The sequence below is a fragment of the Acinetobacter sp. PK01 genome (assembly GCF_022819285.1).
Classification (GTDB): domain Bacteria; phylum Pseudomonadota; class Gammaproteobacteria; order Pseudomonadales; family Moraxellaceae; genus Acinetobacter; species Acinetobacter tandoii.
Genome location: NZ_CP094643.1, coordinates 559,796 through 572,854 on the forward strand (window position 1 = coordinate 559,796; position 13,059 = coordinate 572,854).

General features: G+C 40.3%; 15 protein-coding genes. 6 read left to right on the top strand and 9 right to left on the bottom strand.

The window, feature by feature from the left end:
• Nucleotides 1–2: 2 nt before the first annotated feature.
• Both metF and ahcY read right to left on the bottom strand, forming a co-directional pair.
• Entirely contained in the window at nucleotides 3–839 is an 837-nt protein-coding gene (gene metF / locus MP622_RS02600; RefSeq protein ID WP_016166880.1) for a methylenetetrahydrofolate reductase [NAD(P)H], read from the bottom strand.
• Between the two features lie 143 nt (nucleotides 840–982).
• Nucleotides 983–2,365 carry an adenosylhomocysteinase gene (gene ahcY / locus MP622_RS02605; RefSeq protein WP_016166879.1) on the bottom strand — a complete coding sequence of 461 codons (1,383 nt, stop codon included), beginning with the start codon at nucleotides 2,363–2,365 and terminating at the stop codon, nucleotides 983–985.
• A gap of 514 nt (nucleotides 2,366–2,879) precedes the next feature.
• Here ahcY and MP622_RS02610 point away from each other — a divergent pair.
• The 3 genes from MP622_RS02610 (at nucleotide 2,880) to MP622_RS02620 (ending at nucleotide 5,254) form a co-directional block, all read left to right on the top strand.
• Nucleotides 2,880–3,476: a hypothetical protein gene (locus MP622_RS02610; protein ID WP_243792349.1), complete on the top strand. Its 597-nt coding sequence runs from the start codon at nucleotides 2,880–2,882 to the stop codon at nucleotides 3,474–3,476.
• Between the two features lie 113 nt (nucleotides 3,477–3,589).
• The gene (locus MP622_RS02615; RefSeq protein WP_044739946.1) at nucleotides 3,590–4,129 is read left to right on the top strand and encodes a cysteine peptidase family C39 domain-containing protein; all 540 of its coding nucleotides are present in this window, start codon (nucleotides 3,590–3,592) and stop codon (nucleotides 4,127–4,129) included.
• Between the two features lie 168 nt (nucleotides 4,130–4,297).
• Nucleotides 4,298–5,254 carry a DUF4424 family protein gene (locus MP622_RS02620; RefSeq protein ID WP_243792351.1) on the top strand — a complete coding sequence of 319 codons (957 nt, stop codon included), beginning with the start codon at nucleotides 4,298–4,300 and terminating at the stop codon, nucleotides 5,252–5,254.
• Nucleotides 5,255–5,314: 60 nt separating this feature from the next.
• Here MP622_RS02620 and MP622_RS02625 read toward each other — a convergent pair whose 3' ends face one another.
• The 4 genes from MP622_RS02625 to MP622_RS02640 form a co-directional block, all read right to left on the bottom strand.
• On the bottom strand, nucleotides 5,315–5,827 hold the full coding sequence (locus tag MP622_RS02625) for a tetratricopeptide repeat protein (RefSeq protein WP_243792353.1): 513 nt from the start codon (nucleotides 5,825–5,827) through the stop codon (nucleotides 5,315–5,317).
• A gap of 86 nt (nucleotides 5,828–5,913) precedes the next feature.
• On the bottom strand, nucleotides 5,914–6,252 hold the full coding sequence (locus tag MP622_RS02630; protein WP_243792355.1) for a DUF3325 domain-containing protein: 339 nt from the start codon (nucleotides 6,250–6,252) through the stop codon (nucleotides 5,914–5,916).
• Nucleotides 6,249–7,934, bottom strand: coding sequence for a PepSY-associated TM helix domain-containing protein (locus tag MP622_RS02635; RefSeq protein ID WP_243792357.1), 1,686 nt, complete (start codon nucleotides 7,932–7,934; stop codon nucleotides 6,249–6,251). Before MP622_RS02635 ends, MP622_RS02630 begins: the two co-directional genes overlap by 4 nt.
• Nucleotide 7,935: 1 nt before the next feature.
• Nucleotides 7,936–8,286, bottom strand: coding sequence for a hypothetical protein (locus tag MP622_RS02640; protein WP_243792359.1), 351 nt, complete (start codon nucleotides 8,284–8,286; stop codon nucleotides 7,936–7,938).
• A gap of 264 nt (nucleotides 8,287–8,550) precedes the next feature.
• Here MP622_RS02640 and MP622_RS02645 point away from each other — a divergent pair, with 264 nt between their 5' ends.
• Nucleotides 8,551–8,862 carry an NGG1p interacting factor NIF3 gene (locus MP622_RS02645; protein WP_243792360.1) on the top strand — a complete coding sequence of 104 codons (312 nt, stop codon included), beginning with the start codon at nucleotides 8,551–8,553 and terminating at the stop codon, nucleotides 8,860–8,862.
• Between the two features lie 254 nt (nucleotides 8,863–9,116).
• On the opposite strand, the gene MP622_RS02650 is transcribed toward MP622_RS02645, so the two are convergent.
• Nucleotides 9,117–9,899, bottom strand: a complete 783-nt coding sequence (locus MP622_RS02650; RefSeq protein WP_243792362.1) for a nitroreductase family protein — start codon at nucleotides 9,897–9,899, stop codon at nucleotides 9,117–9,119.
• A 115-nt stretch (nucleotides 9,900–10,014) separates the two neighbouring features.
• Nucleotides 10,015–10,815 carry an enoyl-CoA hydratase gene (locus MP622_RS02655; RefSeq protein WP_151503767.1) on the bottom strand — a complete coding sequence of 267 codons (801 nt, stop codon included), beginning with the start codon at nucleotides 10,813–10,815 and terminating at the stop codon, nucleotides 10,015–10,017.
• 104 nt (nucleotides 10,816–10,919) lie between these two features.
• Between MP622_RS02655 and MP622_RS02660 the strand changes: the two genes are divergently transcribed.
• A complete protein-coding gene (locus MP622_RS02660; protein ID WP_243792364.1) occupies nucleotides 10,920–11,489 on the top strand; it encodes a nicotinate-nicotinamide nucleotide adenylyltransferase in 570 nt (189 codons plus the stop codon).
• 35 nt (nucleotides 11,490–11,524) lie between these two features.
• A complete protein-coding gene (locus MP622_RS02665) occupies nucleotides 11,525–12,121 on the top strand; it encodes a YceI family protein (RefSeq protein ID WP_243792366.1) in 597 nt (198 codons plus the stop codon).
• A gap of 1 nt (nucleotide 12,122) precedes the next feature.
• On the opposite strand, the gene MP622_RS02670 is transcribed toward MP622_RS02665, so the two are convergent.
• Nucleotides 12,123–13,013: a LysR family transcriptional regulator ArgP gene (locus tag MP622_RS02670; RefSeq protein WP_243792367.1), complete on the bottom strand. Its 891-nt coding sequence runs from the start codon at nucleotides 13,011–13,013 to the stop codon at nucleotides 12,123–12,125.
• Between the last annotated feature and the right edge of the window lie 46 nt (nucleotides 13,014–13,059).

Below are 13,059 nucleotides of genomic sequence, written 5' to 3' on the forward strand. Positions count from 1 at the left end.
GATTAAGCTAAACCAAGGTCAGTGACAAGCTGACGAGTTGGATCAGTAGTATTCATCGTGTAAAAGTGCAAGCTTGGAGCACCACCAGCAATCAGGCGTTCACAAAGTTTGACCACAACTTCATGGCCGAAAGCTTTAATGCTTGCCGTATCATCACCATAAGTTGCTAGTTGCTTGCGAATCCAGCGTGGAATCTCAGCGCCCGTTCCATCTGCAAAGCGAATCAAGTTGCTTGCATTGGTAATTGGCATAATGCCAGGTGCAATTGGAATATTTACACCTTCTTTTTGAATACGATCTACAAAGTAAAAGTAGGCATCTGGATTAAAGAAGAATTGGGTTAAACCAGCGTTAGCACCTGCATTGGCTTTATCGCAAAAACGTTGAATATCTAAATCAAAGCTTTCTGCTTGCGGATGCATTTCAGGATATGCAGCAACCTCAATGTGAAAGTGATCATTTGAATGTTCACGAATAAAGCGAACCAAATCTGTAGCGTAAGGTAATTCACCTAGACCAACCTGACCAGAAGGCAAATCCCCACGTAAAGCCACGATGCGGTCAATACCTTGGGCTTTATAGATGTCGAGTAATTCAGCGATACGAGCTTTGTCATCGCCAATACAAGATAAGTGTGGTGCAACTGGTGTGCCTTTACCATTAAATTCAGCAATAGCAGCTAAGGTACGTTCACGAGTTGAGCCGCCAGCACCATAAGTAATTGAGAAGAACTCAGGGTTTAGGAGTTGTAATTCTTGGTGTACGACTTTCAGTTTTTCTGCGCCCGCATCCGTTTTGGTCGGAAAAAACTCAAAAGAAATAGGAATGTGTTTCGACATGTTCAAATCCTTTTTTATAAATGCTTGTATTAATTTTTACCCTCAGCCTGAAACCTCTCCTAGAGGGAGAGGGGGAACCTTGCGGTATTTAATTCAGGGAAAAATCCTCTCCTGACAGGAGAGGATTTAGCAGAGATGAAAAATTAGTATTTATAAGCGTCCGATTTGAATGGACCTTCAACCGCTACACCTAAGTAGTCTGCTTGTTCTTGAGTCAATTGAGTCAAGACACCACCAAAACCAGCAACCATTGCCGCAGCAACTTCTTCATCTAATTTCTTAGGTAGAAGTTCTACACGAATCGCAGCTTGTTTTTGATCTTCAGGAAGATCAGCAAATTTTTCAGCAAATAAGTGCATTTGACCCAAGACTTGGTTGGCAAATGAACCATCCATAACGCGTGAAGGGTGACCAGTCGCGTTACCAAGGTTAACTAAACGACCTTCTGAAAGAAGAATGAGGTAATCGCTGTCATTTTCAGAGCGGTAAACTTGGTGAACTTGTGGCTTAACTTCAACCCACTTGTAACCACGTAAATATGCTGTGTCGATTTCAGTATCGAAGTGACCGATATTACATACAACAGCGCCTGCTTTTAATGTATCTAACATTGCAGCGTCACATACGTGGTAGTTACCCGTTGTCGTTACAATTAGGTCAGTATTTTGAAGAAGGTCAAGATTAATGTCTTCTTTTTTACCTGTTTGAACGCCGTTTTTGTAAGGAGCAACAACTTCGTAACCATCCATACATGCTTGCATTGCACAGATTGGGTCAACTTCAGTTACACGTACAATCATGCCTTCTTGACGAAGAGATTGTGCAGAACCTTTACCTACGTCACCATAACCAATCACAAGCGCACGACGACCAGAAAGGAGCATGTCTGTTGCACGTTTAATGGCATCATTTAATGAATGGCGGCAACCGTATTTGTTGTCATTTTTAGATTTAGTTACTGAGTCGTTAACGTTGATTGCAGGAACTTTAAGTGAACCGTCTTTCCACATTTCAAGCAGACGTTGAACACCTGTCGTGGTTTCTTCAGTAATACCGTGAATTTTAGCTAAAACATTTGGATACTTGTCATGTACAAGTGCAGTTAAGTCGCCGCCATCATCCAAAATCATGTTGGCATCCCAAGGTTTGCCATTCACATTGATTTGTTGCTCTAAGCACCATACATATTCTTCTTCTGTTTCACCTTTCCAAGCAAATACAGGTACACCAGAAGCAGCGATTGCAGCAGCAGCGTGGTCTTGAGTAGAGAAAATGTTACAAGAAGTCCAACGAACTTCTGCGCCCAATTCAACTAATGTTTCAATAAGAACAGCAGTTTGAATGGTCATGTGGATACAACCAAGGATTTTTGCGCCAGCAAGTGGTTTTGCAGCAGCATAACGCTTACGTAGCCCCATCAATGCTGGCATTTCTGCTTCTGCAAGTTTGATTTCTTTACGGCCGTAGTCAGCTAGAGTGATGTCAGCAACTTTGTAATCTGTAAATGAAGCATTAACCGCGTTCATTACGATCTCCTTAATTAAAAATAAAAATTGATCATTATGTTCGCGGATGCCGTTGTTGATTAGCACGAATGTCTAACCGAATCGTCGAGCCTAGCGATTTCACATTACTGTTTTTGAAAATCAGCCTGTGAAAAAGTCGCAGCATCCCTCGACTGCGGAGTATTGTACCCACATTTTGGTTTTGTTCCAATGAAGATTGTATAAAAACGTATCAACTGTATTCAGCAGAATTGTGATGTCTTAAACTTATCTACTGATAAATATAAATATGTGAAATGAATGGATGAATGAAAAGTTGGATACTGTAAAAGAAAATGTAGTACAGATATTTGGGGGAATCGCAGTAGTTTTTGGGCTTTATTTGATGTTTTTCTACGGAGAAAATCTACGCATAGTGGTTTATGCCGTCGTATTTCATTTTGCTATTTATTTGTTAATCCTTAGAAAATATATATCAAAACATCGGATTCTATTTCAATTTATTTCAATTTTTATTTGTTATGTATTTTTTCAGATGATTTGGGGTGCTTCTCCTAAATTACAATTAAAAGAATTTGAATGGACGCATCCTCATTGGCAGCATGTCAGTCAGGTTCAACTCATCGATTCACAATCAAATGTTTATCGGCGTTCGAGAAGTGTGAGTTATGCCTATATGAATGTGATTTATCAATATGAATATCAGGATAAATATTATTTGGAGGAACAAAGTGACTTGGTACGTCAATATTCAATGTTGTTGACAGATGAACAACTAGGACTGCGTCAACTCACTGAATCTAAGTTGAAAAATCAATTTTTAAATGGTCAGGCGATGGTGTTGGTTAACCCAGCTCAACCACAAAAATCTATGTATTTTTATTCACAGCAATGGTTTGACCTACGTGGTTCGTGGTTGGCAAAAATTTTATGGGGCTTGCAGCTTATTAGTATCTTTGCCTTATTGGCGGCTTTAGGCTTAATGATAAAGAAAACCATCAATCCATCTCATACAATTCAAACGTGGTCTAAACCTAAACGCTATGTATTTATCGCTGTATTCTTTATTGTCGGGTGGACAATATTGTTTGCAGGTTGGATTTTATTCATGTATCTCAAAAATGCACCATGACGATAAAGAAAACTATGTAAAAATGAACTATAAAGCGACTATGTTTTAATAAATCTTAATTTTATCGATCAATTTATATATCATCCGCCTCATATTATCTTGAGAGTGAACGTATGGCTTTAGAGATTCCTGATTCTTTGCTGAATCTAGAAGCGAATTGTGGTGTATTTGCCGTTTGGATGTTGTTACAGCATCATGGTACACATGTCGATATGAATGAATTGATTAAATTATGCCGACATGATCGTCAAGATGGTACATTTACCATTGCATTAGCGGTCGCTTTAAAGAAGATTGGATTTCACGTTTCTTTCCATACCGACCCCGACCCGAATATTGACCGAACCGAACGACAAAGTTATGCCGAAGCGAAAGCTTTACGTATCCCAATTGAGCCTGCGCTGAGCTATACCCAGATCCAGTCCCAGATTGAGCAGGGTAAAATGGTGATTGTCTACTATGACACATTAGATGAAGTGGGCAACCAGTCCTTGGTCTATTCAATCGATGATCAGGAAATTTGTTTCTTTGATAATTTTGAACCAATGCCTGCCTTAGTGTTTGAACAGCAACGAAAAGCAGAAGGTATTTGCCGACAAGCGATTGTGATTGATGATCGTGAGGTGAAACTTCAATCGACTACGCTGAACTAAATGATTCGAACGTTGACTTTATCTATTTGGTTAAGCTCTAGAATGGATAAAGTCATGCTATTGAGTAGAGTTGAATATCAAGGGTGAAGTGTAATATTGATCTGATTATCAATTATGGACTTACCTATATAGTATTGAAGAACTAGAAATAGAAGAAGGATGAATAAGATGAAATGGGGTTATGGTTTAGGGCTCTTGTGTCTGTGCGGTTGGGTCAATGCCAATGATAGTACAGGTTTTGTGGCGACAGGTGGTGTGCAATATCTGAAAAATCCTAAAATCTCCATGCAAAGTGAAGATTTATTTGTGAGTAAAAAGCAGATTCGCGTGGATTATCAATTTAAGAATCTGACAGATCAAGATATTCAAGAAATGGTCTTATTTCCTTTACCTCGTGTCGGAAGTTCACGTGAAAGCGATTTTGCGAATACTGAACATTTGCTGCAAAGTTTTAAAATACAAGCCAATGGTAAAAGCATTCAACCACAGCAGCATGTACGGGCTTTTTTACCCACGCTGACCAAGCAAGGTGAAGTGAATTGGGAAGCTGATCCTATTGATGTGACCAGTGCTTTAAAGAAATGTGGATTTACTGAACACGATTTGCTGTATCCGTGGAATATGCAGCAAGACGTTGATTACAGTGGTCGGATGTTTGCCTGTAAAGAACCTCAAGTGCAGCAATTGTTAAAACCTTATCAAGCAGGTGATGAAATCTATTGGGAAGCGCAGGTTATTTATAGTTGGCAGCAAAATTTTAAAGCAAACAGTACTACGCGTATTCAGCATCAATATGCACCATTGGTAGGTGGTTCAGTATCACTTTATCCAGAAGAAGATGAAAAAACCTACTGTATGGATCAGCACTTTAAAGCGGGACTTGCCAAAGCCAAGGCACAGCACGCGCCCTATCAAGCATTAAGTTATATTTTAACAACAGGGGCAAATTGGGCAAAACCGATAGCAGATTTTAAACTGACCGTAGAGCGAGATGCGGGGGAGTTGGTGTCATTTTGTTGGGACGGAGAAGTCAAAAAAATTAGCCCAACACGTTTTGAAATGAGGAAAAAGAATTTTCTACCAAAGCGAGATTTAGACCTTATTTTTGTTCATGTCCGTTCGTAAATAGAGGATATTAAAACAGAAACCCGTTTCAAAAAGAGTTTCTGTTTTTATTACTCAAGCTTAGCTAGCTTGTTGCGCTTTATTGTTCCACCCATCTGCTTTGGCTTCGTCAATTTCAACGCCTAAACCATGAGCATAAATACAAGCTAAGTCGCGCATGGCTTGTACTTCACCCAGCTCTGCGGCTTGTTGTACCAAGGCTACAGATTTTACAACATCTTTTTCGACCACATCGCCACGACGGTAGAAACCTGCAAGTTCTAAAATGGAAGCCGCATGTTTGACGCTACTGGCTTGCTTAAGCCAATGGTAGGCTTGTTCAAAATAATATTTTGCTTCTTCTGGATCTTCTTCTAGCAGTTCTTTTGCATAAACAGTATAGCCTTCACCGAGCCAGTACATGGCTTCGACATGACCATTTGCAGCAGCTTTCAGTGCCCATTCTTCGGCAAGTTCAATGTGCTGTTCATCTTCACTTTCCATGTATAAAGTGGCAACCTCGAACTGTGCTGCTGCATTACCAGCAATTGCACGATTAATGAGTTCTGCTGAAATAGAAGGAAGTTGAGACATAGAAATTCCAAAGGCAGTCAATTAAAAAAGCCAATCCGAAGATTGGCCGAGTGATTATAGCCTAAAAGTTTTGACGGAGTGCAGCATTAAAACCACAGTATCGTTGCACTCATGAGACTAAGCATACAAAGTGCAAGCGTAAAGGCTTTGATTTTCTGCTCAAAATAACTCAAAGATACACCCACAAATAACGCAGCAAAACTGAGGACACCTACCCAGAAACTGAGCATATTGCTGAGTTTTCCTGACAGGATACATATCACTAGACTAAAGGTGAGTAGTAGCCATCCTATGATTGTGGCGTAGCGCGTTTGTATGGCGTTGAGTTCATTGCCAAAAATCTGTTTTTGATGTTTCGACATCGAACTGGCTAAGGCAATAAAGGCTAAGCTAGATAATGACCAAATCAATAAAAAGGACATCATGATGTTAGCTCCTGTGGTCGAGGAGCTGTTTTGGTTTTTTTGGCAGTTAATCCTTTATGATTTTTGACTTTAAGATAAGCCATGCCAAAGATGAATGCCAAAGCCCATGCCATGAGGTCGAAACTGGCAATCATCCATTGTCCTTCTGCAATACTGAGCCATAACGCATGACCACCTGTCAGTGCATTTAAAACAGGCAGCAAAGCAAACATGATGGTCGCGAACCCGAGTAATTCCAACCAAGCCTGACGATGGGTGCGGAAAATGGCATAAATGAGGCAGCATAACCATGTAATCAAGAAAATATTAATTTCCCAATCCAAACGTGTTTCGAGTTGCACTGGTAATAATCGGTTTGCGTAAAAATAACCTGTACAAGCCAAAGGTAAACCAATAATTGCCGTAATATTGGTGACTTCAACTAAGCGATAACCAAAAGATTTATAACCTTGTTTTTGTTGTTGTGGCGCACGTTTGACACACCATAAAATAAGCCCTGTTGCGACCATTAAAGTGCCCAGAATCCCTGAACTAAATAATAACCAACGCAGGGTTAAATCTAGGCCACGTGCTTCATGTAAAACAGTCACGACATTATAAATACCCATTGGAACTGAAGTCCGATAAGGTGAATTTTGCTCTGTCGTGTTGATACCAGTCATTCCATTAAAGGTAAACGTGGGCATAATATTTCGTGCAATGACACTTTCTGCATACAGTGCTTTAATTTCGACACTCGCTGCCGTGGTATTTGGGGCAATGATTTGAATTGAACCAATGGGATTGTTTTGCCACTGCGATGCTGCATAGTTCAACATTGGAATAAGATCAGCCATTGGTGCCGCTTGAGGTTCTGCTTCTCTTTTATGACGTCCATGCTCACCACGCTCTTGTTCACCCCGTCCAGAACCACGTAATTCTGATGGTGGCTTGGATGGTTGAGTATTGATCTGTGGACGTAAATCTTTGAGAAATTCTTGACGATCTGAATAGATCTGATTAATTCCCCAAGGCATAAACATGAACATCAGGAGTAATAAACCACTGAAGGTGATCATGATATGAAAGGGCAGTGCAAAGACCGCGGTTGCATTATGCGCATCTAACCAAGAACGTTGTCCTTTGCCCGAACGGAACGTAAAAAAGTCTTTGAAGATTTTTTTGTGAGTAATGATGCCGCTCACAATTGCAACCAGCATGAGCATGGTGGCTAATCCTACTAACCAACGAGTCCAAAGTCGTGGTAATCCGTACAGTTCAAAATGGAAACGATAGAGAAAACTGCCGCCACGCGTATCTCGTGCCTGTAAAACTTCTCCAGTTTGGCTGTCTAAACTAATACGTTCACCACCACGTCGAGCACGTGGATCTTCGCCTTGTTTACGAATCATAATTTCAGTGGTGGTTTGACGAGAATTTGGCAGAGTAATCATCCAACTGCCTGCATGAGGATGGTTCTTTTGCAGATAATCTAATGCAATTTGAGTTTGTTGGATTTGGGTATTATTGGCGACGGATTGATGCAGTTCTGGTTTCATCCATACGGTAATTTCGTTCTGGAAAAAACTGAGCGTGCCCGTTACAAAAATGGCATATAGCAGCCAACCTAAAATCAGACTTGCCCACGTGTGTAACCACGACATGGACTGACGAGGGCCTTCAACTTTGTCATCTGGACGCATATCAAGCCCCTAAAAATTGCGAAGTTAGCCAAAGAACGAGGCATGGAATAAAAATACCAAGGCTGGCTTTGAGCGTTTTATGCACCATAAATACCCAAATAAATGCGGCGCAATGAATGCAAAAAGCCAATAGCGTTGCGGCGATTGCAGCAGTCGCTTGATAGTCGATAGATGCTTTCGCAATAACAATTGCAGTCAGGGCTGAAAGTAGATAGCCACCGAAAATGGCTAAAACAAAACGGTAAAACACCATGCAACGATATTTGAGCAGCGTTGCATCAGTCGGTACTTTGGATTTGATTTTAAGTGAGGGGGTTACTATCGGCTGGTCTGGCGCACTTGAATTATTCATGAGAGAGCATCGGGAGACAGGAGTTGATTAAATATTAATGCAAATGATAACAATTATTATTTAATAAATAAATGTGCTTTATTGAAATTGTGGATGAAACATCAAAATACTTATTTTTACTGAAGTTTGATTATCAGGTATGCAATGTCATTTTTAATTTGATGTTAGAAATCATATGGTTTGTGAAGTAAGAACGGTCACTTGTGTTTTAAGAAGTAATCATTCCACAATATACACACTCATAAATTTGAAAAAAGGGAACTCATGCTGAAATTAATTTACTACGTTCCAGAGAGTCACCTCGAGTCGACTAAACAAGCCATTTTTTCAGCAGGGGCTGGGGGAATTGGTCATTATGAACACTGTGCATGGCAAGTTCTGGGTATGGGACAGTTTAAGCCTGTACAGGGGGCAAATCCATTCATTGGTGAGCTGGACAGTTTGGAGCAAGTGCCTGAATGGCGAGTAGAAACGATTGTGCCAGAAGCTCATGCCAAAGCAGTGGCTCAGGCGCTTAAAACCAGTCATCCTTATGAAGAACCAGCTTTTGAGTTTATTCAAATGTTGGATATTTAGCCCAAATAGCTTTTACAAACTGAAAATTAGATACACGGAAATGTCATCTGCAATTGTTTGAGACAGAACGAATTATGAAAAAATGGTTCTGTGATGCATTGAAATGCAAACGGTATTAGCCGAGTTTTGCAGATCTTGCGCTGCTATAGTCGCACCTCAGGTTTTGCCTACTTTTCCCAAAAGAAAAGTAGGTCGAACCGAAGGTTATTCTATTAACTAGAATCTTATTGAAAAGATTCCATCTAGAAAAATCGTTAAACCTTCTGAATAAATAACTCACGATCAAAACGGTATTGTGGGAAAAACACGCCGTCTTTCGCACGTTCGCCTGCTGCAATGACCATGACAGGATATTGCTGGTCATTTAGTTTTAAGATTTTTCGAACCATTGGCTCATCAAAACCTTCCATCATGCAGCTATCAAAACCATAGGCACGCAAAGCCAAAACCAGATTTTCACACGCCAACGCTGTGGTTTTACTTGCCCATAATTTAGCATCGGCAGAGTTAAAAGCAGTAACAGGCAATTGCTTATCAAATGTTCGAACCAATTTGAATACGACTTTTTTGACGTTGCCTAACGCATTGAAATAGCCTGTTTTGTAGTTGTAGGGAATCACTCGATAATATTTTTGCACCGCGGGTGGCGTTTCGGGGAACGGAAATTCACTGATGTTACGTTTTGCCATATCATCCAAACGGTCCGTACGCGCAATACAGACAACTAGTTCAGCCGCGGTTTTTGCTGCCAATTGGTTTAGGCAGGCTTTTACCAATTGCTTTTTCTTGCTCGGGCTTTGTACGACATAAAAAGTCCACGGTTGTAAATTGGATGAGTTGGGTGCGAGCAGCGCTAAATCTAAACAGGCATCCAAAATGTCGCTAGGAATTGTGCGATCAGTAAATTTACGTACTGAGCGGCGGCTTTCAATGACCTTACGGAAATTAGCAACATCAATATCTTGCGGGGCAGGCTCGTAGTAACGAGATTTGCCTGATTCATCTGTAATGAAGTTAGGTTGGTTGGTATTTGTCATGAGATTTATAAATTTTAAATGTTGTCGTTTTAGAATATATCGGGTGTAGTGCCCCTGTTGTTGTATTTCAGTGAGCTAAAACAAAAGGGGCAAAATGCCCCCCTTTGATACCCAATTAGTTAAATTGAGAAAAATCAGGTCTACGCTTTTGCATAAATGCAGCAACGGCTTCAGCCATTTCTGGTGAAGATACCCGTTTCATGAAAATCTCGGCTTCATGGTCAATACAGTCCACAATGCTGTCTAGATTATGTTTCATGAGTGCCTTGGTTTGACGTAAAGATGCCAAAGGTAGTGCCGCTAAAATTTGCGCTTGCTTGAGTGCAGCTGCATAAACATCTTCTTCAATACTGTTGACTAGACCCGCAGCAACGGCTTTTTCGCTGTTAAATTTTTGTGCAGTAAACAACAACTCAGCCGCTTTGTGGTAACCCGCTTGTTGAATCAGTAATTGGCTGGCTGCACCTTCAGGTGAAAGTCCAAGACTCACAAATGGAATTTGGAATAAAGCAGTTTGGTCGCTATACACAAGATCAGCATGAAGCAAAATAGTCACGCCAATACCAATCGCTACACCACGCACCGCAGCAATTAATGGTTTAGAGAAACGTGCTGCTGCTTTTAACACCACAAATGGCGGTGCATCGCCAGCTTTACCTTGTAATGGGGATTGAATGAATTGCATAAAGTCTTGCATGTCATTTCCCGCAGTGAAATCGGCATCTTCACCTCGTAAAATCACCACGCGTACATCTTTAGATTGATCTGCTTCATCAAGGGCTTGAGCAATCCATAAATACAATTCACCATACAATGCATTTTTTGCTTTTGGACGGTTAATGGCTAAAGTCAAAATACCGTTGTCTAAATTTGCATTTAAATGTTCATGTGGTTGTTGAATACAACTGAGCGTCATCGTACTATCCTTGCTTTAAAATTTAGTTAAATTTTATGAGCCATTATGTCGTATCTTAAACAATAACGCTGCTACTGATGAGTTCATAAAAAAGTTCATTCTCTATGAAACATACATTTGATTATCTGGTATTTATTGGTCGTTTTCAGCCCTTTCATTTGGCACATATGCGAACCATTCAAATTGCATTGGAACTGAGTGACCATGTTATTTTGGCATTGGGTTCGGCGCAGATGGAACGGAATATTAAAAACCCATTTACCGCCCAAGAACGTGAACAGATGATTTTGTCGAATTTCTCTGCGCAAGATGCAGCGCGAATTCATTTTGTACATGTTGTTGATGTTTATAATGATAAAAAATGGGTGAATTTGGTCAAAAGTTTAGTGGCAAATGTAGTACAGCCTGAACATAAGGTTGGGCTGATTGGGCACTTTAAAGATGAATCTTCTTATTATTTAGAACTTTTTCCAGAATGGGAAATGGTTGAAATTGATAGTTTAGAAGGTGCGATGTCTGCAACACCGATGCGCGAAGCTTTTTATCGTGGTGAAATTTGGGAAGAGACTTTCCCACAAGGTACGATTGCATTTTTACAAAACTTTATGCAAAGCGTGATCTATCAACAATTACAACACAAATACCAGACCCAAGACAAAACCAATCTTGAGTAAACTATATTTTCATCACCTCGTATGAGGGAATGGATATGATGTGTCATGTTGAACCTTATGGAACTTCATTTCTATTATGGTTTTCTAGGTGCGGTTATGTACTTGCCATATTTATGTCTATGCAATTTGCTCGGGCAAGTTCGTGGCATTTAACCCCCCATTCTGAAGTCAGTTTTCATATAGATACATTTGGCATGACTTTTATGAAAGGTCAGTTTGAAAAAGTCCAATCCAGCCTACAGTTTAATCCGCAACAACCTGAACAAGCCACAGCCGAGGTGATACTTGATATCACCAGTATCGACTTAAATAAACCCTCATTCAAACAGATGGTTTTGGGCCCAGACCTATTCTATGTAGAAAAATATAAAACTGCGACATTTAGCAGCACTCAATTTAAAGCGCTTGGAGATCATCGTTATCAGATTCTCGGCAATTTGACCTTAAGAGGCGTGACTCATCCAATTTCGTTTAATGCCAAATTAGTTCCAAATTCGAATAATTCAGATCTGTTAGATGTAGAAGCGTATACTCTAATCCGCCGTAGCGATTTTGGCATGAAAAAAGCTTTCGGTGGTGTTGGTGAAAAAGTAAAGATTCAGGTGATTGGACAATGGAAAAAAAGCGACTGAATTAATTCAGAAGCTCCTGAGCTTTTTGGGTCAAGAGCTGTGTCAGTTGCTCAAGTTGAGCCGATTGTTGTTTCCAATGATGCCAATAGAGCGCTAAGTCGATGCTTAAATCTTCTGAAATTTCGATGAGTTTGCCCGACTGTAAATACTGATTTGCTTGATAGTCTGGAAGCCAGCTATAGCCTAAACCCATCACAGTTGCATCCACGAATGCAGTCGAACAGGGAATAAAAAAATGGGGGTATTGGGTTGGGTTAAGTCCAAATTTTTGCTGGATAAAGCCTGTATGCATGAAATCTTTTTCGTTGTAAATCAGGGCAGGGGCAAGACGTAAAGTCTCTCGATTTACCCCTTGTTTAAACCATTGTTGTTTAAATTGTGGTGTTGCAACAAAGCGATAATCCATTTTACCCAAATAGGCTGCGATACATCCTTTCATTGGCTTAGGTTCAGTGGTCAAGCACGCATTCACTAGCCCTGCTTCAAGTAAGTGATGTGTATGTGACTGATCATCAACTTGAAATTGCAGCACAATTTTGTTTTCAATCAAGTTTTGTTTGAGTAAGGGTAATAACCAAGTAGCAAGGGAGTCAGCATTGGTAGCAATATTGATTTGATAAAATGCAGATTCAGCGGATTTACCCGTTAAATTTTGCATTAAATTTTGTTCAAGCAATCTACTGTGCTGTAAATAGTGCAATAAAGATAGACCCGCCTGAGTAGGTCGGCAAGGACGCTCACGCACAATCAACAAATGCCCCAAGGATTTTTCTAAACTCTGTACACGCATAGTGACTGCCGAAGCCGTAATGCATAAGCGTTCGGCGGCCAAATCAAAACTGCCTGTTTCAGCGACAGCTAAAAACGCATCACATTGTTTACTATTTAGCATGGAAGGGCTCGGTTTTTATTCATGAATAAGCTATGGCTGTAATCTA